Annotated in this window: 19 protein-coding genes; 5 read left to right on the plus strand and 14 right to left on the minus strand. The window is 55.3% G+C overall.

Annotated elements, in window-relative coordinates:
* The first annotated feature begins 27 nt into the window (after positions 1-27).
* Positions 28-1,746, plus strand: coding sequence for a penicillin-binding transpeptidase domain-containing protein (locus tag ACSOSI_RS12655; RefSeq protein ID WP_261278417.1), 1,719 nt, complete (start codon positions 28-30; stop codon positions 1,744-1,746).
* Between the two features lie 35 nt (positions 1,747-1,781).
* On the opposite strand, the gene ACSOSI_RS12660 is transcribed toward ACSOSI_RS12655, so the two are convergent.
* The 3 genes from ACSOSI_RS12660 to ACSOSI_RS12670 form a co-directional block, all read right to left on the minus strand.
* Positions 1,782-3,020: a hypothetical protein gene (locus ACSOSI_RS12660; RefSeq protein WP_476707196.1), complete on the minus strand. Its 1,239-nt coding sequence runs from the start codon at positions 3,018-3,020 to the stop codon at positions 1,782-1,784.
* Positions 3,021-3,462: 442 nt separating this feature from the next.
* Positions 3,463-3,675 carry an osmotically-inducible lipoprotein OsmB gene (gene osmB, locus ACSOSI_RS12665; RefSeq protein ID WP_017892786.1) on the minus strand — a complete coding sequence of 71 codons (213 nt, stop codon included), beginning with the start codon at positions 3,673-3,675 and terminating at the stop codon, positions 3,463-3,465.
* Between the two features lie 446 nt (positions 3,676-4,121).
* Entirely contained in the window at positions 4,122-4,415 is a 294-nt protein-coding gene (locus tag ACSOSI_RS12670) for a hypothetical protein (protein ID WP_476707197.1), read from the minus strand.
* Between the two features lie 546 nt (positions 4,416-4,961).
* Here ACSOSI_RS12670 and ACSOSI_RS12675 point away from each other — a divergent pair.
* Complete coding sequence (locus ACSOSI_RS12675) at positions 4,962-5,096, plus strand: AcrZ family multidrug efflux pump-associated protein (protein ID WP_017892788.1); 135 nt, start codon at positions 4,962-4,964, stop codon at positions 5,094-5,096.
* A 37-nt stretch (positions 5,097-5,133) separates the two neighbouring features.
* Here ACSOSI_RS12675 and ACSOSI_RS12680 read toward each other — a convergent pair whose 3' ends face one another.
* The 6 genes from ACSOSI_RS12680 to ACSOSI_RS12705 all read right to left on the minus strand — a co-directional run bounded on the left by ACSOSI_RS12680 (position 5,134) and on the right by ACSOSI_RS12705 (position 11,539).
* A complete protein-coding gene (locus tag ACSOSI_RS12680) occupies positions 5,134-5,895 on the minus strand; it encodes an amino acid ABC transporter ATP-binding protein (protein ID WP_012145089.1) in 762 nt (253 codons plus the stop codon).
* Positions 5,892-6,809, minus strand: coding sequence for an amino acid ABC transporter permease (locus ACSOSI_RS12685; RefSeq protein ID WP_476707198.1), 918 nt, complete (start codon positions 6,807-6,809; stop codon positions 5,892-5,894). Before ACSOSI_RS12685 ends, ACSOSI_RS12680 begins: the two co-directional genes overlap by 4 nt.
* Entirely contained in the window at positions 6,806-7,720 is a 915-nt protein-coding gene (locus ACSOSI_RS12690) for an ABC transporter substrate-binding protein (protein WP_261128934.1), read from the minus strand. Before ACSOSI_RS12690 ends, ACSOSI_RS12685 begins: the two co-directional genes overlap by 4 nt.
* A 16-nt stretch (positions 7,721-7,736) precedes the next feature.
* Positions 7,737-9,074: an LLM class flavin-dependent oxidoreductase gene (locus ACSOSI_RS12695; RefSeq protein WP_476707199.1), complete on the minus strand. Its 1,338-nt coding sequence runs from the start codon at positions 9,072-9,074 to the stop codon at positions 7,737-7,739.
* A gap of 17 nt (positions 9,075-9,091) precedes the next feature.
* Positions 9,092-10,411: an MmgE/PrpD family protein gene (locus ACSOSI_RS12700; RefSeq protein WP_476707200.1), complete on the minus strand. Its 1,320-nt coding sequence runs from the start codon at positions 10,409-10,411 to the stop codon at positions 9,092-9,094.
* 264 nt (positions 10,412-10,675) lie between these two features.
* Entirely contained in the window at positions 10,676-11,539 is an 864-nt protein-coding gene (locus tag ACSOSI_RS12705; protein ID WP_476707201.1) for an alpha/beta hydrolase, read from the minus strand.
* Between the two features lie 181 nt (positions 11,540-11,720).
* Here ACSOSI_RS12705 and ACSOSI_RS12710 point away from each other — a divergent pair, with 181 nt between their 5' ends.
* Positions 11,721-13,157, plus strand: a complete 1,437-nt coding sequence (locus ACSOSI_RS12710; RefSeq protein ID WP_476707202.1) for an MFS transporter — start codon at positions 11,721-11,723, stop codon at positions 13,155-13,157.
* An 80-nt stretch (positions 13,158-13,237) separates the two neighbouring features.
* Here ACSOSI_RS12710 and ACSOSI_RS12715 read toward each other — a convergent pair whose 3' ends face one another.
* Together ACSOSI_RS12715 and ACSOSI_RS12720 are read right to left on the minus strand one after the other, a co-directional pair.
* Complete coding sequence (locus tag ACSOSI_RS12715; RefSeq protein ID WP_112363389.1) at positions 13,238-14,485, minus strand: LVIVD repeat-containing protein; 1,248 nt, start codon at positions 14,483-14,485, stop codon at positions 13,238-13,240.
* 12 nt (positions 14,486-14,497) lie between these two features.
* On the minus strand, positions 14,498-15,571 hold the full coding sequence (locus tag ACSOSI_RS12720; RefSeq protein WP_017892798.1) for a sugar ABC transporter substrate-binding protein: 1,074 nt from the start codon (positions 15,569-15,571) through the stop codon (positions 14,498-14,500).
* Between the two features lie 223 nt (positions 15,572-15,794).
* Between ACSOSI_RS12720 and ACSOSI_RS12725 the strand changes: the two genes are divergently transcribed.
* Entirely contained in the window at positions 15,795-16,883 is a 1,089-nt protein-coding gene (locus tag ACSOSI_RS12725; RefSeq protein WP_476707203.1) for an oxidoreductase, read from the plus strand.
* Positions 16,884-16,925: 42 nt separating this feature from the next.
* Here the strand turns inward: ACSOSI_RS12725 and ACSOSI_RS12730 are convergent, their stop codons facing one another.
* Entirely contained in the window at positions 16,926-17,945 is a 1,020-nt protein-coding gene (locus tag ACSOSI_RS12730; protein ID WP_476707204.1) for an SDR family oxidoreductase, read from the minus strand.
* A gap of 124 nt (positions 17,946-18,069) precedes the next feature.
* On the opposite strand from ACSOSI_RS12730, the gene ACSOSI_RS12735 reads away from it, so the two are divergent.
* Positions 18,070-18,687 (plus strand): TetR/AcrR family transcriptional regulator, encoded by a 618-nt coding sequence (locus tag ACSOSI_RS12735; RefSeq protein ID WP_476707205.1) that lies wholly within the window; start codon positions 18,070-18,072, stop codon positions 18,685-18,687.
* Between the two features lie 7 nt (positions 18,688-18,694).
* On the opposite strand, the gene ACSOSI_RS12740 is transcribed toward ACSOSI_RS12735, so the two are convergent.
* Both ACSOSI_RS12740 and ACSOSI_RS12745 read right to left on the minus strand, forming a co-directional pair.
* Positions 18,695-20,116 (minus strand): hypothetical protein, encoded by a 1,422-nt coding sequence (locus ACSOSI_RS12740; protein WP_476707206.1) that lies wholly within the window; start codon positions 20,114-20,116, stop codon positions 18,695-18,697.
* Positions 20,097-22,013, minus strand: a complete 1,917-nt coding sequence (locus ACSOSI_RS12745) for a hypothetical protein (RefSeq protein WP_476707207.1) — start codon at positions 22,011-22,013, stop codon at positions 20,097-20,099. The genes ACSOSI_RS12740 and ACSOSI_RS12745 overlap by 20 nt, the downstream gene beginning before the upstream one ends.
* Positions 22,014-22,019: the final 6 nt, after the last annotated feature.

Below are 22,019 nucleotides of genomic sequence, written 5' to 3' on the forward strand. Positions count from 1 at the left end.
AACCTTAATAAAAACGCAGGGTTAACAGTGGCGCCATTAATAAAAAAAAGCGGTAAAAATTATTCAACCCTTCGCTTTGGCTGGATTTGCGCCGGGATACTGGTTTGCTTTTTCCTGCTGGCGTTTCGAGTGGGCTATTTACAACTGTTGGAGCATCAACAACTGACTGACCAGGCGGATCAGCGTTCGATCCGCACCCAGGTGTTGCCGACCAACCGGGGGATGATCACCGATCGCAATGGTGAAGCGCTGGCCGTGAGCGTGTCTTCACGCGATATCGTGCTGGATCCCAAACATATTCTCGATAGCCATACCGACCTCACCAATGAACGTTGGCAGAGCCTGGCCAACGTGCTGAAAATGCCGCTGACTGAGGTGCAAAAGCAGATCCAGACCAACGCCCATAAGCGTTTTGTCTATCTGGCCCGTAAGGTTGAAGATGATAATGCCAGCTATATCAGCAAGCTGCATTTGACCGGCGTCAGCACCGAGCAGGACTTCAGCCGCTTTTATCCGATGAGCCAGGATGCCGCCGGGCTGATCGGTATTGTCGGACAGGATAATCAGGGGCTTGAAGGCATCGAGCTGGGCTTTAACCACCTGCTGCAAGGCAAGAACGGATTGCGCGTATACCAGAAGGATGGCAGCGGGGCGGTGATTGGCGTGATCAAGAACGTCGATCCTGTGCCGCCGCCGAACGTCACGCTGAGCATCGACAAATTTATCCAGTACGTGCTGTATGCGCAGATCCGCGACGGCGTGGTCGCCAACCAGGCAGACTCCGGTTGTGCCGTGCTGGTGAAGGTGAACACCGGCGAGGTGCTGGGCATGGCCAGCTACCCGTCATTTAACCCAAACAACTATGCGGATACGCCGTCAAAAGATATTCGCAACGTATGCAGCAGCGACAGTTTCGAACCAGGCTCCACGGTGAAACCCGTGGTAGTGATGGTTGGGCTGGAACACCACTTAATCAAACCGGATACCGTGCTGGATACCACGCCTTACCGGGTCAATGGTCATTTAATCAAGGACGTGGGCCACTGGTCGAAACTGACCATTACCGGGGTACTGCAAAAATCCAGTGACATCGCCGTTTCACATATCGCGCTGGCACTGCCTGCCACCGTGTTGCCGGCCGTTTACAAAAGCTTTGGCCTGGGGCTGCCGACTGACCTGGGGATTGGTAACGAGAGCAGCGGCTACCTGCCGCAGCACCGTGAGCGCTGGGCGGATATCGAACGGGCGACCTTCTCCTTCGGCTATGGCCTGCGGGTAACGCCGTTACAGATGGCGCGTGAATATGCGACCATCGGTTCCTATGGCGTTTATCGCCCATTGTCGATAACTAAAGTCACGCCACCGGTAATGGGGCAGCGCATTCTGCCGGAGGATACGGTAAAAACCGTGGTGCATATGATGGAAAGCGATGCTTTGCCTGGCGGCAGCGGGCTCAGCGCCGCAGTGCCGGGGTACCGGTTGGCGATTAAAACCGGTACCGCAGAGAAGATGGGGCCTAATGGCAAATACGACGGCGGTTACATCAACTACACCGCCGGTGTCGCCCCGGCCAGCGATCCGCAGGTAGCGCTGGTGGTAATGGTTAATAACCCGAAAGCCGGCAAACACTTCGGTGGTTCGGTAGCCGGCCCGGTGTTTGGCAAAATCATGGCTCAGGTTCTGGAACATATGAATATCCTGCCCGATGCCCAACCGTTGAATGTGGTGTCTCAGGTTAAGGGCTAACACCATCTTTCCCCCTCGCTGGAGGGGGAAAAGGATCAGAAGTAATAGCCAATGTTCAGGTTAGTGCGGAAATACCATTTATTGCTGCCGGAAGACTGAGTACTGGTCCAGCCGGTGGCGTTTTCGGCTCCGCCCCAGGGATTGGCGTTTTGCGCCCAGGTCAGATCAACCCACACCATCACCGGCAGGGCAAAGATCTGCACCCCAAGGGTATTCATTTTAGAATCAGAACCGCCGTCCTTATCCTTCCACAGCACGCTGTAGTCGTTATAAAAACGCAGTTTTTTCACCGGACCCCAGGGCACCTCGACATCACGCGCCAGGTTGATTGACGCCGTGGTGGCCTGCGCCGGAATTAAATAGGCAGGCGTCAGGCCGTTACCGCCCATTAAGATTACCGAGTTGTTGGCTCCCTCAGGTCCCTTGGCGTCATAAGAATAACGGATTACTTGTGACGACAGATGCCACGGATCGTAGTTCACCAAAGCATGCAGACCTGTCGCCCAGTAGGTGCCATTATCCCCGGTGTCATGATTATAGAGCCGGGAAACCGCCAGCGAAGCGCCGAGTTCGTTGTTCCAGTCACCCTGATGGAATTCACGCGCCAGGCGCAGGTTCACCTGGTCGCGCTTCTCGTTAGCTTGCAAATGTTGCGAACCGTAGTTGGTATTTTTCAGATCGTCGAAATTGCCCACTTCCGGTGCATAGCGCACGCCTGCCGGCATCATGCGGGGGAAATAGGCGGCATCCAGCGCCCAACCCTGGTCATGGAATTGGTATTTGGCACCCAGCCCGTTATTGACCCCGAAACCGAGATAAAACGGGATGCCGTAGGACCAGCCGAACTGGGGATAAGGCTGCAAACCAAAGGGTTTGAAAGGTGCGCCCAGCTGCAGGTCAGAATTCCCGTTCAGGTGATAGCCGACATAGGCACGGTCGATGGCGTATTTTCGGCGATCCTGAAACCAAAAGCCGGAATCAAAGAAGGCGTCATTATAATTGCCACTGGCATCGATGCGAAAGGTATCAAAACGCAAGTGGGGTGGGTTGCGGTAATTACTGCTGCCCCAGTCTTCATAACGATAGTTGGCGCGTAATGCACCACCGATATCAATGTTTTTATTATTTTCCTCATTTTGCCAATGCAGATGCGGGAATGCCGGACTACTCTTTTTTGCCTCAGGTTTCGTGGCAGGCTTCTCACTGGCGGGGGTGAGGGTGTTAGCGTAACTCATTGGTGAAAATAGTAAAAATGCGATAAAGGCTTTGCGCATGACTTTCCCCTGATGAAAGTTGACGTTTTAAAAAACGAGCCTATTCCGCCATGAAATAATGGAATTTCTCGCTGGGTTTTATATATGAGACAAGTTTTAGTTAAGTGTTTATTATTTTAAGTTTGGTAAAGTTTCAAATGCGAAACTTTGTTTCAAATTTTATTTGAAAACTATAATCCTGAGATTGTGTAAGTCAAGAAATAAAAATGGCCGGGTAAGAACAGCAGCAACATCTGTCGTGGCGTCGTTGGAAAACGAGAGTGGGTGGCGGTAGTGCCAGTGTTTCTATTATAAGTGGGTTTTATTTTATTGGGATGAAATGACGTGGGGGATATTAATTTTTTAGCTCAGATGATAAAAGTAATAGAATGGTGTGAATTTCAGATCGGTTATTTTAAATAGATAATAACCGATCTGAGACTGATATTTTTTGCTGCTGGGATCAGCGACTGGTCTGGTGACCGATGATGCCGCCCAACGCTGCGCCGCCCAAGGTCCCCAGCGTGCTACCGTCGGTCAATACTGCGCCACCCAATGCACCGACGCCGGCACCGATCGCGGTGTTGCGATCGCGGTGAGACATATTCCCACATGCAGTTACTGAAAGAGTTGCCATAACAACAACCATCACACCTGCGGCACGTTTAAAGTTCATAAGAGTTTCCTGGTAAATTGCCTAATTAACCGACAAAGAAAGCACAGGTTAATCGGCCGGTAAAAGTTGAGATGAATGTATTCCTGCGCAGGAAATTAGAATAGGTAAATATTCTTAATTTTGAGCGGCCAGATTTTAACTCGTTTCAGTCATACGCTGGGTTGTTGATTAAATCGCCAGTTTGTACGGCGACTAGACCGGTCATCAGGCGGAACCGTGAAAAATCCGAAGGTTCATCCGCACATTATGGTTTTCGGTCAGGGGATACTGGGTGAGGTGCTGGTGCAAAGCAGCAAGATGTTGCGGATGGGCACGGTGGTGCAACATGTATCCAACACATTTACACATGACTGATAAACATGGATGTAAATATAAAACAGAATCGTGTTACTTATACGTAGGGTATTTCATCTGGTTAGACTGGAGATGAAATACCATACCGGTTTCTACAGTGAAGTTAAAAACCAAATAAACCCCATAACCGCCAGCCAAAATAACCCACTGATTATAAATACGCCATGCCAGGCATAATTTTCCATCCATTGAATGGCCGTTTTTTTCATTTTTACCGGTGACGTCGATGCCCGATGATTGACGGTCATGGATGTCAGTTTGGTGATTATCCCTGGCTTATGCTTTTGCTGGCGATTGCGGCGGCTAACTACTTGTATTCTATTCATATGTACGAGCGGAATTTTGATCGCTGAAGCCCCTAAACGTTTCTTTTCTTTTAATTTCATTAGTCTCTCCCTGAAACAAAAATTTAACAATCCGACGTTTTACATCTGAATTTAATAATGCTTGTGAGGTAGCTATAAGCTACATCTATTATTTTTGCATAATCTGGACGGCATCAACTACTTCATTCTTGCTGTTGATTCCTTATAATTGCTTTTTGTGGAAATTAAAAATATGTATTCCCACCAAAAAAAATTGGATGGAGAGAGAATGCCCGCCTGTTAAATAAAATTAAATTTTGAATTAATACAATGCTAATCGTATTTATTGAGGTGCTGACGGATAACGCTGAGGATTTAGTTAACCCAAGCTGCCGGGCATACCCTTGTTCGCTGCTTGAAGATGCCCCTACGGAAAGGCACGTGTTCTGGCCCCCGGGAGAGAGCATTTTTTTGTATTGCGGTAATGCAACTGTGTCAGTTACATTAGCCAAATGGTGGTGTGATCTGCATCACAGATTGGAACCAACCAAAAAAATAACCTCAAGATAAATAAGGGGAAACCTCGGGTTCGGAAGAGGGTTCTCTGTTTAAAACCAGGAAACGACGATGTTAGAAATGATTGAGAGTTTGGCAACCGTGGTGATCCTGGTGCCGGTAATGATAGCCGTACTGCTTGGCTCGATTTATGGTCTGGGTGAGCTGTGTAATCTTTTCTCTGCCATTGGCCGAAAAAAAGACTGAATTTAATGATCGGGGGCGCAATGCCCCCGATGCAGTTTTAGAGTACCGTTGCCAGGAAGTCCCGCGTTCTTTGGTGCTGTGGTGCATCCAGCACCTGCTGTGCCGTCCCCGTTTCCACCACTTTCCCTTGATCCATAAAGATGATTTGATCCGCCACTTCGCGCGCAAAGCCGATTTCGTGCGTCACTACCACCATGGTCATGCCGGAATGTGTCAGGCCTTTCATCACCTGCAACACTTCACCTACCAGTTCGGGATCGAGTGCAGAGGTTGGCTCATCGAATAACAGTACCTCCGGGTTCATCGCCAGCGCGCGGGCAATCGCTACCCGCTGTTGCTGACCACCGGAAAGCTCGCGTGGCCAGGCGTGAATGCGATGTTCCAGCCCGACGCGGGTCAGCAATGCTTTTGCGCGCTCCAGCACCACGGTTTTCTTTTCCTTTTTAACCAGCAGCGGGGCTTCCGTCACGTTTTCCAGCACCGTGCGGTGGGGGAACAGGTTGAACTGCTGGAACACCATGCCGATGCTTTTACGCTGTTCGGCGACTTCACGCTCCTTCAGTTCATACAGGTGATTGCCTTTCTGGCGATAGCCGATGAGCTGTTCGCCTACGCGAATGGTGCCGCCATCGAGTTTCTCCAGGTGGTTGATGCAGCGCAGCAAGGTTGATTTACCCGAGCCGGAAGGGCCAAGGATCACCGTGACCGAGCCGGCCGGGATCTGCAGGCTGATATTCTTCAACACTTCGGTGCCGGAGAAGGACTTGCGAACCTGATTAATGTGAATGGCAGCGCTCATGATTCAGCTCCCTGTGACTGGCCAACCGGTGCCTTGCGGCGGCGAAACAACCAGTTGCTGCGGCTGGCCTGGCTGCCTCGACCAAAGTAGCGTTCAACGTAGTGCTGGCCGATCGACAAAATTGAGGTCATCACCAGATACCACAGCGTGGCCACCAGCAGCAGCGGAATGACTTCGTAGGTGCGCTGGTAGATGATCTGCGCCGAATACAGCACGTCCTGCAGGGCGATCACCGACACTACCGCGGTAGTTTTAAGCTGCCCGATCACCTCATTACCGGCCGGTGGCAAAATAGTGCGCATCGCCTGCGGCAAAACCACCCGCCACAGGATTTGCCCACGGCGATAGCCCAGGGCCTTGGCGGCTTCCAACTGACCGCTGCCGACGCTTTGGATACCTGCGCGCACAATTTCTGCCGCGTAAGCCGATTGATGCATTACCAATGCGATCACCGCCGCGCTGAAGGTGCTGATAATGGTATTGGTCGGCGCGCTGGCAACTTCCCCAAGGAATGGGATCCACAGGCTGATGCGCGGATAGAGCGCGGCGATGTTGTACCACAGGAAAAGCTGCACCAGCATCGGTACCGCGCGGAAGAACCAGGTATAGAACCAGCTCACCGCCACCAGTACCGGATTAGCAGACAGGCGCATCAGTGCCAGCAGCACGCCGCCGGCGAAGCCGAAGATCACTGAAATCACCGTCAGCTTCAGCGTCATGATCACGCCGTTGATAATCGACTCTTCGGTGAAGTTTTCCGCCACCACGGCCCATTCGAAACGCGGGTTATGCAGCATCGAATGGGCGATAATGCCAACGATCAGCAGCACCAGCAGTGCGCTGAACCAGCGGCCGTAATGCCGATGACCGACAATGCGCAGCTCGGCATCATCGGTAGGGTATTGCCCACTCATTTTGCGATCTCTTCATTAATACCGGCGGTTTTCACCGCGCCAAAACCGATATCCCAGCCGTCGAGGATTTTCTGATAGCTGCCATCGGCAATCAGCGAGTTCAGCGCCGCCTGTACCGGTTTCACCAGTTCGGAGCCTTTCGGCAAGGCGATGGCCACCGTAGTGCCTTCAATGTTGATATCACCGGCCAGCGCCAGCGGTTTAACGTGGGTCGCCTGGTAACGCAAGCCTTCATAAGGGCCGAAGAACATCGGCACCCGGCCGCTGATCACCGCCTGAACCCCGGCCGGGCGGTCTGGGAAAATCGGAATGGTAATGGCCGGTTTGCCGCCGCTGACGCATTGTTCGCTGGCCTGCTGCAAACGGGTGATTTGCGAAGTGCCTGCACCCGCACCGACGGTCTGGCCACAAAGCTGCGCCAGATCGGTATATGGCCCCAGTGCCGCATCTTTACGGGCAATCAGTGCCAGTTTGGAGGCGTTGTAATAGCCGACAAAATCAACCTGTTGGAAGCGTTTTTTGTTGGCATCGATATTGGCCAGCGCCACGTCATAGCGGCCGGATTTCAGGCCGGGAATGATATTGTCGAAACCGCCGGTATCTTTCCAGTGAATGGCCACGCCCAGGCGATCGGCAATCGCGCTCATCACATCAATTTCACGACCGGCCAGCGTTTTGTTATCCGCTTCGTAGAAGGTGGTGGGTGGGGTATTCGGGTTGGTGCCTGCCACAATGTAACCGGCCTTTTTGATGGCTTCAGGCAGGCTGTCGTGCAGCGCCGGATCGGCGCTGGCTTTCACGGCGGCACGGAAGGGCACATCGCCTTCGGCGGCGAAGCCGTTGGCCAGCGGTGCCAGTGCAGCGGAGGCCAGCAGCAGGGACAGAGCGGTGCGTTTAATGGTGATTTTCATGATGTTCCCCTGCGAATTAAGCCGATTTAACGTTGGCGAAGTTGATTGCCGGTTGCGGCAGGCCCAGGTTTTCACGCAGGGTTGCATACTGATATTCTTCGCGGAACAGGCCACGGCGGCGCAGCTCCGGGATCACCAGTTCGACGAACAGTTCCAATTGGTTCGGCAGCACCGCAGGCATAATGTTAAAGCCGTCGGCGCCTTGCTGTTCCAGCCACAGTTGGAAGTCATCGGCTATCTCTTCGGCGGTGCCCACCACCACGCGATGCCCGCGAGAACCGGCGGCCACGGCAGCCAGTTCACGCAGCGTCAGGTTTTCACGCGCTGCCAGATCGGTCAGCAGTTTCACCCGGCTTTGGCCGCCTTCGGTCGCGCCAACGTCCGGCACCGGGCCGTCAAGCGGCAAGCCGCTCAAATCGAAGCCAAAACGAGCAGAAAGTTGTTCGATGCCGTTATCGATATCCACCAACTGATTGAGTTGATACCAGGTTTCCTGCGCTTCGGCCTTGGTACGGCCGATGATCGGCATCACGCCCGGCAGGATCAGCAAGTGATCCGGGTTGCGACCGGCATCGGCGACAAACTTCTTCTGGCTGCGGTAGAAAGCCTGGCCTTCTTCCAGCGTGGCGGCGGCGGTAAACACCACCTCGGCGGTTTCTGCCGCCAACTGCTGCCCGGCCGGTGAGGAGCCGGCTTCGATAATCACCGGGCGGCCCTGCGGAGATCGTGAAATATTCAGCGGCCCCTGTACCGAGAAATGTTTGCCCTTGTGATTGGCGGCATGAATTTTATCGTCAATGGCGTACACACCGTTTTCTTTGTCACGCACGATGGCATCTTCTTCCCAGCCGTCCCACAGTTTGTAGCTGGCCTCCAGGAACTCGCGTGCCACTTCATAGCGCTCGGCGTGTGAGGGCAGATCGTCACGGCTGAAGTTGCGAGCGGCATCGCTGGAGAATGAGGTCACCACGTTCCAGGCGGCACGGCCGTGGCTGATATGGTCGATGGAGGCCATGGCGCGTGCCAGATGGAAGGGTTGATCGAAGGTGGTGGAGGCGGTGGCCGCCAGCCCGATATGACTGGTATTCACCGCCAGCGCAGCCAACAGTGTCAGCGGCTCCAGGCGCGACATCGTAGAGGGCAAACGGTGTACGCTGGTTGCCAGCGCATCGCCGACGAAGAACATGTCAAAGGTGCCTTCTTCGGCCTTTTGAGCGATCCAGGTGAACCAGTCAATGTCCGTAGGAGACCCATTGGCACCGGCGGCACGCCAGCCGCCGACGTGGTGGCCCAGCGCCTGAACAAACAGGCCGAGACGTAATTGACGCGATGGTGTTGAAGGTGAAGTACTCATAATTATTCCTATATTTATTATTGATTTAATAATTTGATTAAACGGAGCAGCGCCTCGGGCTGCGCTAAGGCGCAGTCGCCGATCACGCGGTCACTGTCCAGATGCGGCAACAGTTGCAGAATGCTGCGCAGCTTGGCGTTGACGTCGGTTTGGCGGGCGGCAGTTTGCTTTCTTGTGACAATGTCACTTAACTGGCGGCCGTCATGCAGGGTTAAGGTCACGCGGTGGAAGCGTAACTCTGCATCCAGTTCATCCGGTGGAGCCGTCAGGTCGGCGTGGCGCTCAACCCGCGCCGCCAGTGCAGCAATCAGCGGATCAACCGGGTTTTCGCCATAGTGCATCAGCGGCACGCTACCGCTGTACAGCGCATCGGCAATGACATACTCCAGGCTGAAACGCGCTTCGACCCCGTTTGACGGGCGACGAATATAGGGCGCGGTATCGGCACCAGGTGGAAAACTGACCTGAATGTGGCGGATTGCCGCGGGGATATCGGCGGCGGTAATGCCTTGTTCGAGCAGGCGCTCACGCAGGATGAATGCCGCTTCGGCGGCGCTGTGGGTACCGCCGCAGGTCGGGTAGCGTTTAAACTCCAGGCCCGGTTGCAGAATGCGCCAGGGGACGCCCCAGTCGGCGGTCAGCAGTTCCGGCCGCTGCCGTCCGTCACCGTGCGAGTGCAACAGGCTGTCTATCACGCCTTCCGACTGACCGATAAAACCCGCCTGAGCCAGCAGCACCGCATTTACCGCCGCGCGTGCCGCCAGTCCCGCATGCAGCGGTTTGGCGGCCGAACCAAACTGGCTGCGCAACCCGGCGGCCTGGGTGGCGGCCAGCCCGAGTGCGATCTGGGTTTGTTGTGGTGTCAGTTGTAAATAACGCGCCGCAGCCGCACTGGCGGCCACCGCGCCCAGGGTGGCGGTGCTGTGAAAACCCAACTGATAATGCTGGCTTCCCGCAGCCAGCCCCAGTCGCCCGGCGGCTTCAACGCCGACGGCATAGGCACTCAGCAGCGCATTAACGTCCGGGGTATCGCCGGTCAGCGCTAACAGCGCAGACAGCACCACCGTGGTCGGGTGACCGCGTAGCGCGGGGTGATAATCATCAAAATCCAGCGAGTGGCTGACATAGCCAAAATACAGCGCGCGGTTCTCTGGCCCGACAGGTGGGAATACCGTTTTCACCGCCGCCAGCCCGCTGTCGGTGATTGCGCCCTGGGCGATAGGCAATGCGCAGGCGAAATAATCCATCAACCCAACACGGGCGGCCAGCAGGGCGGAGGCTTCGGGCCGGCTATCCAGCACCAGTCGGGCAAATTGAGCGGTTATGAGCGATGACAAGATATAAAACCTGATTTTTTATGCGGTTATGCATGGGACTGCAATTCAGACTTCATTGTGTGGCGATTTTGCGGGGGCCGAAAGAACGAACGGGACTTTCATATTTCCAAATGGAATATGAAAGGGAGCAGGTAGCCCAGAGAAAGCGAAGCAATACGGAGTTGCCTTCGCCTTAGTCAATTTTGTGCATAGCAAAGGCGCAATTGATCTTAATAAAATGACCTTGGCAGAATAGCCGGGCGCTATTCTGCCGTTTGGGCGGCGTTACATAATCATCGCCATGACGCGTTTGAACATGGCACTGTCAGAATTAGCCAACTCGTTCACCAGGGTGAAATGGTTGCAGTGTCGGTCTTCCAGCAGCGTGACATTAAGCCCTTTTTCGCGGCAGGCGGCGTAGTAGGCCAGCGTCTGGTTTTTAAAGCCCTGGGTTTCTTTGGCTCCTACGTCGAGCAGGATCTGCGGCGCATTGGCCTTTTCCGGCAGCATAAATAGCGGGCTGAGCATTGCCGCCTGTTCTGACGTCAGACGCATCCAGTCATTCACGTAGATATCACACAGCGGGCGAATATCGTACAAGCCACTGAGCGCCAGCGCCCCTTTAATCACATTGACCGGCACCTGATAAAGATGCTGCCAGTCATCGGCGATCAGCATGCCGCTCAGGTGGCCGCCCGCCGAGCTGCCACTGACAAAAATACGATCGGGATCGATGCCATATTGGCCGGCATGGTGATAAAGCCAGGCTATCGCGCTGCGCACCTCACGAACGATTTCCGCCAGTGTGGCTTCCGGCTGCAGGGTATATTCCAGCGTGGCCACCGCTACGCCGTGGCGGGTGAAGCTGGCGGCCATCGAGCAGGCTTCTTCCTTGCGTTGGGAGTGCCAATATCCACCGTGAATAAAGACCAACAGTGGCGCAGGCTGGTTGGCGGCCGGGAACAGATCCAGACGTTCGGCAATGCCCATGCCGTAGTGGATGTCATAAATCCCCGGCGTTTGCGCCTTGGCCTGGGTAGCCAGCGTCGCGTATTGCGTCATGCAGGCGTCAAAATCCTCTACCGAGTTGCGGGCATTGTATTGCACCGCGCGTACTGACAGATCATCAAACAGCAGGTCCATGTTCATATTGTCTCCTTGAGGGTATTGCCCATCATCTGCCTGATCCGGTTTTGAGGTTTGCTGCTTAATGCTGCCCAGTACAAACAGTGATATGGCGTAGCATGCACTAATAAACTGCATATGCTGCGCCTTCCGCCAGGTTATTGGCTGGCATAGGCTACTGACAGGTTCTTTCAGGAGTCAGACTATGAAGCCAATTACTCAGCATACCGCCCCCAGCCCCCATATCGGTGGGATCCTCGCCAGCCTTTCCTTGTCCATGCTGGTTTCCTCACTGGGTGCCAGTATTGCCAACATCGGTTTGCCCTCGCTGGCGCTGGCGTTTAACACCTCGTTTCAGGCGGTGCAGTGGGTAATGATCGTCTATCTGCTGACCATTACCACCTCTATCATCGCGGTCGGGCGTCTGGGAGACCGCATTGGCCGACGTCGCCTGCTGCTGCTGGGGATTGGCCTGTTCAGCGTCGCTTCCGCACTCTGTGCCATGGCACCTGATATCTGGCTGCTGCTCTCCGCCCGTATTGCACAAGGGCTGGGAGCGGCAGTGATGATGGCGATGACCATGGCGCTGGTCGGTGAGACGTTGGGGAAAGAAAATACCGGCCGTGCCATGGGGCTGCTTGGCAGCATGTCGGCGATTGGCACGGCGCTGGGCCCTTCGCTTGGCGGCGCATTGATTTTTGGCTTTGGCTGGCGTGCGGTGTTTTTGGTTACCTTTCCGCTGGGCCTGCTGGCCTTGCTGCTGGCTTACCGTTATCTGCCGCACGGTCGGCCGCAACCGCAATCGGAGAGCGGCAGGTTTGATTTACCCGGCACTTTGCTGCTTGGTGTGACACTGGCCTGCTATGCACTGTCGATGACGCTGGGGCATGGTAATTTCGGTGCCATCAATTTGCTGTTGTTGCTGTGCGCGGGGCTGGGGATCGGACTGTTTGTGCGGCTGGAAAATACCACGGCATCGCCTTTGATACAGCCGGCACTGTTCCGCCAGCCAGGGCTGAGCCGTGGCTTAATGATGAGCGCACTGGTGATGACGGTGATGATGACGTCGATGGTAGTGGGGCCGTTTTACCTGACGCGCGGTTTGGGCTTGACGGTGGGACAGGCCGGGTTGGCGATGTCAGCCGGGCCGCTGGTGGCCGCTTTGTTCGGTGTGCCTGCCGGCCGACTGGTTGATCGCCTGGGAGCGGCAAGAACAACTGCCGTGGGGCTGGCGATCATGGTCGTCGGCGCGGGAGTAATGTCGATGATGTCAATCAGGCAGGGTGTTTTCGGCTACGTGGCCCCTCTTTGCCTGATTACCCTGGGTTACTCGCTATTTCAGGTGGCCAATAATACCGCGCTGATGAAGCATGCGGCCCCTGAGCAGCGCGGAGTGATCTCCGGCATGATCAATCTCTCACGCAATCTGGGTTTGATCACCGGTGCTTCCGCCATGGGCGCGTTGTTTATGCTGGCGGCGAACGCCGACGATATCAAATTGGCGACCGCCGAGGCGATATCCAATGGCATGCGAGTGACCTATCTGGCGGCTGGCGTATTGGTGGCCATTGCGCTGGTAATGACTATCAGGAGCCGTGCCGCCATTAAACGCGACGCTGATTACAGCAGGTCACCCCGGTAGGCGATATGGATCAACGTGCGGCGGGGCCGCCATCTGGCGTGACCGGGCGTTGTTTTAACCCTGGCGGCAACGAAATGTATTCAACCCAAATATTCGATAATCGACAAACCGCCGTTGTAATCCGTGCTGTAGATAATCCCTTGTGCGTCGACAAACACGTCGCAGGACTGGATCACCCGTGGTCGGTCAGGGCGTTTATCCATCATCCTTTCCGGTGCAGCGGGCACCAACGCGCCGGTTTCTTTTGGCTGATACGGGTTGCTGATGTCGTAGGCGCGGACTCCGGCATTTTGGTAGGTTGCGAAAATTAGCGTTGAGCTGACAAAGCTGCCGGGGCGATTCTCATGCAGATTATGCGGGCCGAAGTGCGCGCCTTTACTGACATAGTCGCGTTCATCCGGTTGCGGAAAAGTGGCGATGCTCACCGGGTTGGCCGGTTGGCGAATATCAAACAGCCAAATCAGCTTTTCGCCGTCCTGCTGATTGTCGAGTACCGCCTCATCCAGTACCACCAGCAGATCCCGATCCGGCAGCGGTAGTGCGGTGTGGGTGCCGCCGCCAAACGGCGGACTCCAGTTGCGATGGGCAATTAACTGCGGTTGGCTGCGATCGTTAATGTCCAACAGGGTTAACCCACCGTCACGCCAACTGGCATAGGCGGTGTCGCCGCTGATAATCGCATGGTGCAGGGCGTAGCGTTTGCCTTCCGGCCAGTTGGGCGTTTCACCCCCGGCGCTGTGCATGCCTGGCAGCCACCAGCGTCCAGCGATCTGCGGGTTACGTGGATCGGCCAAATCGACGGTCAGAAAAATGTAATCGCTGTAGCCGTCAATCAGGGCGGAAACATAGGCCCAGCGGCCACCGACATACCAGATGCGGTGGACACCGATCCCCTCCAGCGCCAAAAAACCGATCTCTTGCGGCTGGTCCGGCGTTGAAATATCGAAAATGCGCACCCCGGCACTCCAGCCGCGGGCATCATTGCCTGACACCGTCTGGCTGATGGCTCGGGTGTAGTAGACCTTTTCATCGGCAAAACGGGTGTCGGCAAACAGATCGCGGGCGTTGATCACCAGCAACAAATCATCATGCGCCTGCAAATGTACGTTCCAGGTGCCCGGTGGCGCGGGGAAAAAACCGGCAGCGCGCGGATTTTTCACGTCACGCACGTCGATAATAGAAAACCCCTGCGAAACCATATGCCCGACATAGGCATAGCCTCGGTGAACCATAACCTGCACACCGTCAGGCTTACCGCCCTGATCGCTGTGACCGATCAGCCGCATGTTGCGGCTGTATTCGGGTTGGGGAAGCGCTGGCGATGCCATTATCACCGCTCCTTATTTTTTAGCCTGTTGCGCTTCAAGCGTGGCGAACCACGGCGCAATAAAATCGTCCGATTTGCCCCAGCCAGGAATGACTTTTACCAAAGAAGCGACATTGGTGGCCTCCGGGTGGCTGAGCAACAGGTCTTGCGGGATGGCGGCGGCTTTAAATTCATAGGTTGCCGGGGTTTTCTCACCGGCAATCTTATTGGCGACCAAACGCAGGTTAACGGCGCCAATCAGCTTGGGATCTACGGCCACACTGAGTTTCCAGGCGCTGCCCTTGGCACGCATTAGCGCCAAATCCTGGTTCGAAATATCAATGCTGTAAAGTTTGATTTCGGTGCGGCCATTTTCCTGCAGGGCTTTATAAGCCCCCTGGCTGAAGGCATCCCAGGTTCCCCAGATAGCGTCGATTTTACCCTTTGGATATTTGGCCAGAATAGCGCCGATCTTGTTGGCCGTGTCGCCTTGTACGTCGGAGGATACCGCGCCGATTGACTCCAGCTCTTTGATGCCGGGCTGATCTTTCAGCAGTTTCTGATACTGCGCCTGACGCCGCTCCATCGGTGGGAAACCCGCCACCCATAGCTTGACGATATTGGCTTTGCCGTCGAAGTCTTTCACCAGTTGGCCGAATGAAAGATCGGTCAACGAAGCATCATCCTGTTGGCTGACGGTAACGCCTGGGATCTCGCCCTGTACTGCGGTATCAAAGGCCGCAACCGCAATGCCGCTGTCGGCAATGCGTTTCAGCAGGGCGGTGGAATAGGGATCGCGCCCCTGGGACAGAATAATGCCGTCGTACTTCTGGCTGATCGCCTGATTAACGAAATCCTGGAACTTGGCGTCGTCACCGTTGGTCAGGAAGGTATTGACCTGGAAACCCAATTTGCGGCCTTCCTGCACCGCCCCGGAGACAAACTGCGTGGTATTGTCGTCTGAACCCAGATTGCGGATCACCGCGATGCGGATTGGCCCCTGATGATTGGCGATCGCCGCCGGGACGGGGGCGGTTGTTGAGGCGGAGAACGCGGGAAACACGGCGAACAGGCTTAACGCCAGTAATGAGGTGTTGAACAGTTTCATTAAGTTTTACCCTGCATGGTTAAGCATCATTAAAAAACGGGAGGACAATTCATCGTCACCATTGGGATGGTTGTTTATTCAAAGAATGAATTGAAGCCGTCAGTTTCCACGCGGGCTGAACGGATGACAATGAACGAAAAATCATAAGCTAATGCTAAAGAGTATTAGGCAACGCTAAACTCGCCTTTATGATGGCAAGATCAGACAAAATAAGGACTTGAACATGAGTGATAGCCACATTCGCGTGGTCGCCGGCCCCGCCAACTATTTTGCTTACCCCGGGGCCATTGACCAACTGACGCAATTTTATTCCCCGCAACAGCTGAACAACGCGCTGTGGGTGTATGGCGAACGTGCGCTGGCCGCGGCCAAACCCTGGCTGCCGGCGGTGTTTGATGCCGTCGATGCCCGTCGGGTGTTGTTTAACAGCCACTGCAGTGAAAGCACGGTACAAGACATCGTGCGTCAGGCGGGAACAGACCGGCAGGTGGTGATTGGCGTTGGTGGCGGTGCGGTGCTGGACACCGCCAAGGTGGTGGCGCGTCGGCTGGGGTTGCCGTTGGTGACGATCCCGACCATTGCCGCGACCTGTGCCGCCTGGACGCCGCTTTCGGTCTGGTATAACGATCAGGGGCAGGCCCTGCGCTATGAGATTTTCGACGATGCCAATCATCTGGTGTTGGTGGAGCCGGAAATTATCCTGCGTGCGCCAAAAGAGTATTTGCTGGCCGGTATCGGCGACACCCTGGCGAAATGGTATGAAGCCGTGGTACTCAGTCCACAACCGGAACGTTTGCCGCTCACCGTCCAGCTGGGTCTTAATACCGCGCTGACGCTGCGCGATGTATTGCTCAACGAAAGCGAAGCGGCGCTAAAAGCCCAGGCAGAAGGGCAATCGAGTCAGGCTTTCCTTAATGTGCTGGAGGCGATTATTGCCGGCGGCGGTTTGGTGGGCGGACTGGGCGATCGTTATACCCGCATCGCCGCGGCGCATTCGGTGCATAACGGCCTGACCGCATTGCCGCAGACCGATGCCTTCCTGCATGGCACCAAAGTCGCGTATGGCATTTTGGTGCAAAGCGCGTTGTTGGGGCAGACGGAAACCGTGGCGCAGTTGAAAGCACTTTATCACCGTCTGGATTTGCCAGTGAGTCTGGCTGCCCTGCAGGTGGATATTCACGACGAGGAGCAAATCAAACGGTTGATTGAGCGTACCCTGCAAGCGGGAGAGTCGATTCATCTGCTGCCGCTGGCGCTTAACGAAACCACATTGCGCTCGGCCCTGGGCTATGTGGAATCGCAGACGGCGTAACTGACAACGGCTGGGGAACCCTGTTTCCCCTTGGCCGGGGGATTAGGTTGGCCTGTTATTACGCAGCCAGGCAACGGTATCCTGAAGCGTTTGTTCCAGTGGTCGGAATGTCAGCCCCAGGTCACGTTCACTTTTGGCGTGATTGAAATGAGAACGGTTGGCCTCTTTTACCATCAGACGCACCGTGGCCAGGCTGAGCAACACCGGTTTGCCACTGAGGCGGGCGTAGGCCTCCTGTAGCGTCGCCAGCAGGTAGAGTAACGGCAGTGGTAACGTGCGGGTGGGGGTTTTGACACCGGCAATATCCCCCAGCATGGGGACCAACTGGTGCATGGTCATGTGTTGCCCTGCGGCCAAATAACGTTCACCTCCTTGGCCTCGCTCTGCCGCCAGTATCATGGCTATTGCCACATCTCGTGCATCGACCACAGAAAAACTGCCGGTCACCAGTCCCGGTAATTTCCCCTGCATCACGTCATTGGCCAACTGACCGGAAGAGGTGGGGCCAAGATCGCCCGGCCCCCACATCCAGCCCGGCAAGATCAGGCTGCCGTTCATTTCCGGATGCTGCCGCAGGAATTCCAAAACCACGTCATCCGCCAGTATTTTACTGCGGTAGTAATCATCGGCGTCTTCGGGCCGCCGTAAACAGGTTTCATCGATCGACTGGCCCGGTTTGCCGTTGAGCACGGCGATAGATGAGGTATGGATAAAACGACGTAACCCTGCATGGTAAGCCTGTTCCAGCAGATGTCTGGTACCCTCGACGTTGATGGCTTTCAGCTTCGGCCAATGGCTACCGCCCTTGTAATTATCACGGAAGTAGGCCGCGGTATGGAACAAGATGTCGCAGCCTTGCAGGTGTTCAGCGAAGGCGGCGACGTCAGTCATATCGCCTGCGATTAATTCAACGCCTTCGATCCCCCCGAACTGCTGGTGACCTTTTTCCGTGGAACGAACCAGAGCTTTGACCCTGACACCCCGAGAGATCAACTCACGCACCAGATTATTACCGAGCAAACCGGTTGCGCCGGTGACAAATGCCGTTTCTATTTTCATCATGATTAACATCTTAAGTGAATTTCAAAGTTCAAGTGATATCCAAATCTAGTGGTAGAGGTTTAAAATATCAAGTGATATCTTGAATGCTTATAGAGTAGTGACAATCCGCGTAAAGTTGATACAGATGAAAACGATCAAAAAACGATTAACCCGTGAGGAGAGCCAACATCAGACCAGAGAACGGCTGATTGAAACCGCTCGCCAATTATTTATTGTCGGCGGTTATGGCGGCACTTCGATCCGTGATATTGCCAGCGAGGCTGGCTATTCACAGGGGGCGTTCTATTCCAATTTCGCCTCCAAGGAGGATCTGCTGTTGCAACTGTTGCAGCGGCATATGGAAACCGAGGCGGCACAGCTCACCCGCCTGACCCAGAGTGATATGGGCAGTCCGGAGCAGGTCGTTGCGGCGCTGGAGACCTGGTCGGCGACCCTGAATCTGGAGGTGGACTGGTGCATGCTGTCGATAGAGCTGCAACTGCATGCGCAGCGCAGCCCGGCCTTCGCCATCGAGTATCAAAGGGTCTGGGATACTCATCAGGCAAAAATTGGCGTGGTGATAGCCTCGCTGTTTCAGCAGGTGGGTAAGACGCCGCCCGCGGAACCCCATGAGCTGGCGGCGGCATTCATGGCGATGGCGCACGGGCTGGCTTTGCAACGTACCCGTGGGGGGGCTGATCCCTCCGGCCGGTTGATTATGTTGTTTTTGCGCAGTCTGCTGTGGATGCCAACAGCAGACTGAGCGCTCTTCACGGCACGTAAATGATCTCAAAGCTGGAGGTTTTATCGTAGTAGGGCGTCATGCCGCCATCGACGTAGAAAACCTGCAGGTCGTAATGATAAATCAGCTTTTTATCCGGATTGAGGATCAGATCCAATGCCGAGACCTTGATCGTGACGTCATGATTAGGGTGCTCCCTGTTCAACTCAACGGTTTGGTTATCGATATTTACCAAAATGCGTTTGATAGGTCGCGGCCCAGAGGGATCGTAAGCTCCGCTGTCGCTTCTGAATTCAATGGTTTTGTAGATGTCGACCGGTGCCGTCTGTTTGATAAAGTCACGTACCTTACTCTGATATTTGGCATCCAGCGCCAGTATCACCGGCAGGTTATCCGGGTTAAAACCGATAAACTGCACCGCCAGATAGCCTTTCAGCAACAGGTTTTGCGGCGAACGATCGAATAACGCGTCCCAGATCAACGCGAACTGCTGGGCGGGCAGCGTGAATGAATCGACTATGCCGCTTTGCAGGTTGATCAGCGCATTTTTCTCCTCGGTTTTGCCTTCGGGTAACGCCAACTGCAACACCAGTGAGTCCGCATTGGCGAAAGGCGCCAGCCGGGCGTCCGGCTGCATTTGTGAAAACTGTGCCGTGGCATCGGCAATGCGGCCCTGATTGACCTTGGGGGACAGGAAGTAGTCAAAGGTCACTTTGATATCCCCCAACGAGGTAGCGTGATCGTCGGCGGAGAAGGATATCGACAGCATTGGCTTGCCATCGGTATCCGTGCCCAGCAGGAAGGTATCCGGCAGATAATAAAGGTAATTCTTGCGCACGTAGTCCTGATAGTAGTTATACCAGAGTTGCTGGTACTGCAATGGCGTGAGGATCAGCTGCAGGCGCGGCGGTGGCGGCACAATGCCCTGATAAATATACGGATAATAGTTTTCGGCAAAGTAGAATACTTTTGGGTCGGTGACGGTGTTGGTGAGGCCGTGCTCGGTTTTGACTGCTACCACCAGCGTGGTTTGCGCATCGTAATCCGACAAGGCCTGCAGCAAGGCGTCGCGTTGCTCCAGCTTGTACAGATCCAGCTGTGCCTGATAGCGATTTTCCTGTGGTGTCAGCAATACCTGGTCAAAAATCATCTCTTCGACGCTGCCAAAGCGGGTGTAGCTCAGCACCACATAGGGAATCTGCGGGATAGAGTGATTCAGGGCAAAGTCCAGTTGCATGCGCCAACTGGTGCCGTCGGTGCTGGTGGCAATCTGGTAGCGGGTTTCCCCTGAAACGATTTCGGTGCAGACCTCCGCGGTCAGGTCATCCTCTCGCATTGGCGCTGCCGCCCGGTAGCGTAGCTGTTTGCCCTCAACGTCAGGAAATTGCTCACGGGCATTGAGCAGAATAATTTGGTTTAGTGTCACCAGATCATTGAGAAAGGTATTCATGGCTATCCTCAGTGGGTTCGGTTTGGGCCAAAGTTCTGAATTGGTTCAGGCAGGAGGAGGTCCAGAGAAAGCGCCCGTCGTGCCGACGGTACAGCGGGCTTTCCAACTGGCCGGCGGGCCACTGCCAGTGGGCCAATGCGTCAATCAGCGGCGTGAGTTGCGGGATCCCCGCCAGCCTGGCGTACTCCAGGGCAATGCGCCATTCGTTGGGGTGAGCGTAATAGGGCGTTAGCGAACTGAGCCGATCGTAACGGTGGTCACTCCACTGCAGCGCCTGATTCAGCATCTGAATAATGCGTCGGTAAGCCGGTAACACGGCGTCGCTGCCGTTCACCAGGGCGTGGAGCAGGATCAGCGCGTTGGTGTTCACGCAGCAATCCAACTGACGGATGTCATTGTCATCTTTCATCCAGGTGTGAAAACTTTGGCACTCCGCCCATTGGTGCTGCTCGGCGGCCTGACGGGGATCGACCCGGCGTAGCTGATAGCCGTTCATGTGCGAAATCGTCTCCCCGACCTGTGACAGTGAAATGCGCCCAAACTTGTACAGCAATTCGGTGATAATCGCGGTGTCGTCAATGTCGGCGCAGATACTCTGGTTCGCCATCCATTGCGGATGGGCAGTGCGCGGCCAAAAGCTGAAATGGCACGGGCGGGTTTCACAGGCGATTAAAAAATCGAGCGCTTTCTCGATATAAGGCTCGGTCTGCGGGGTGTGATCCAGGGTGCGTAGCACCTGCGCGGTAACAAAGGCGTTTTCATCCTGATGCCAGCGTCCGTCCGGGGTTCTGACATGGGCGGCAAAGGCGCCGCTGGCACACTGCTGACTCAGTAAGGCGCTTAAACTGGCACCCTCATTATTATTGCTGGCGGATGAAATCGGTTGCTGCGGCTGCACTTCGAAGTGGGTATTTTGCGGGCTGAAAGTACAGCTGATGGCATGACGGCCCTGCATATCCACCGAAAAACCCACCACGTTGAATTGCAGGGGAACCTGCGCGGTCATGACGCCTTGCAACAAGGGCATGGCTTGGCCACTTTGCGTCAACAAGGCTTGTACCGCGGGGAACACCCGCAGGTTATCACCAAAGAAACTGGCCGCCATGGAAAACAGCGTGAAGCTTTCCAGTTCACCACCGGGGCTATAGACCAGGCTAAAACCGTAGGTGGTGGGTGGAAAACCTTCGCGACTCAGGGTTTGTTGCCGGGCGCGCTCCAGCAGGGGGGCCAACGCCGGAAATAGCCCTTCACAGTCAAAAAAGGCCATGACTGCCGCAATATCAGCCTCAGTGATTAGCGCACTGTGCCACTGAAAGTAATATTCACGCGGCGAGTCGACCTGTTGTGGGTAATAACCCAGCATCAGTAGTGACAAACCGGCCTGCTGGCAGGCAGCAGCAGGGTAATCAGGCCTGACCACTTCCACCGCACCGTCGGGCGGTACCTCGGAGTAGACCTTGGTTTTAACCGTCTCCGGGCTATATTTGCGTCCCAGCCAGGAGCCAAACCGCAGGGGGTGGACCGCCTGGCGCTGCATCTGGCTGACGCTGGCCAAACAGGCCTCTGCATCGTCCTGCGCGGGTGAATCCGTGATCTGTTGGTAGTGCCGATAAAAAGCCTCAATCCCACGATTTTCGGCATAGCGTGGCAAAAAAGGGTCCAGCGTGCAGGAAAGTGCCTGCGGTTTTGACGATGAGACGGTGAACTCCAGTGGACAGCCGTTATACCCCAACAGGCTGGTGTTAAAGGCCGCGGACAAGCAGCCTGAAGCCTGGCGCGCCTGGCTAAAACGGGTGATTTCGGGCACCAGTGAGCGGCGTAAATAGGGCGCCTCCTGACACAGGGCGCTTACCAGGGCGTTCCATGCCGCTGGTAATATCGTATTGCGTTCGGTCATCGTCAA

Source organism: Serratia sp. AR11, from assembly GCF_056376275.1.

Bases quoted from the DNA above. Each gene is read 5' to 3' on its own strand.
- ACSOSI_RS12660 (WP_476707196.1), bottom strand. From the start codon at position 3,020: ATGCGCAAAGCCTTTATCGCATTTTTACTATTTTCACCAATGAGTTAC.
- osmB (WP_017892786.1), bottom strand. From the start codon at position 3,675: ATGAACTTTAAACGTGCCGCAGGTGTGATGGTTGTTGTTATGGCAACT.
- ACSOSI_RS12670 (WP_476707197.1), bottom strand. From the start codon at position 4,415: ATGAAATTAAAAGAAAAGAAACGTTTAGGGGCTTCAGCGATCAAAATT.
- ACSOSI_RS12675 (WP_017892788.1), top strand. From the start codon at position 4,962: ATGTTAGAAATGATTGAGAGTTTGGCAACCGTGGTGATCCTGGTGCCG.
- ACSOSI_RS12680 (WP_012145089.1), bottom strand. From the start codon at position 5,895: ATGAGCGCTGCCATTCACATTAATCAGGTTCGCAAGTCCTTCTCCGGC.
- ACSOSI_RS12685 (WP_476707198.1), bottom strand. From the start codon at position 6,809: ATGAGTGGGCAATACCCTACCGATGATGCCGAGCTGCGCATTGTCGGT.
- ACSOSI_RS12690 (WP_261128934.1), bottom strand. From the start codon at position 7,720: ATGAAAATCACCATTAAACGCACCGCTCTGTCCCTGCTGCTGGCCTCC.
- ACSOSI_RS12695 (WP_476707199.1), bottom strand. From the start codon at position 9,074: ATGAGTACTTCACCTTCAACACCATCGCGTCAATTACGTCTCGGCCTG.
- ACSOSI_RS12705 (WP_476707201.1), bottom strand. From the start codon at position 11,539: ATGAACATGGACCTGCTGTTTGATGATCTGTCAGTACGCGCGGTGCAA.
- ACSOSI_RS12710 (WP_476707202.1), top strand. From the start codon at position 11,721: ATGAAGCCAATTACTCAGCATACCGCCCCCAGCCCCCATATCGGTGGG.
- ACSOSI_RS12715 (WP_112363389.1), bottom strand. From the start codon at position 14,485: ATGGCATCGCCAGCGCTTCCCCAACCCGAATACAGCCGCAACATGCGG.
- ACSOSI_RS12720 (WP_017892798.1), bottom strand. From the start codon at position 15,571: ATGAAACTGTTCAACACCTCATTACTGGCGTTAAGCCTGTTCGCCGTG.
- ACSOSI_RS12725 (WP_476707203.1), top strand. From the start codon at position 15,795: ATGAGTGATAGCCACATTCGCGTGGTCGCCGGCCCCGCCAACTATTTT.
- ACSOSI_RS12730 (WP_476707204.1), bottom strand. From the start codon at position 17,945: ATGATGAAAATAGAAACGGCATTTGTCACCGGCGCAACCGGTTTGCTC.
- ACSOSI_RS12735 (WP_476707205.1), top strand. From the start codon at position 18,070: ATGAAAACGATCAAAAAACGATTAACCCGTGAGGAGAGCCAACATCAG.
- ACSOSI_RS12740 (WP_476707206.1), bottom strand. From the start codon at position 20,116: ATGAATACCTTTCTCAATGATCTGGTGACACTAAACCAAATTATTCTG.
- ACSOSI_RS12745 (WP_476707207.1), bottom strand. From the start codon at position 22,013: ATGACCGAACGCAATACGATATTACCAGCGGCATGGAACGCCCTGGTA.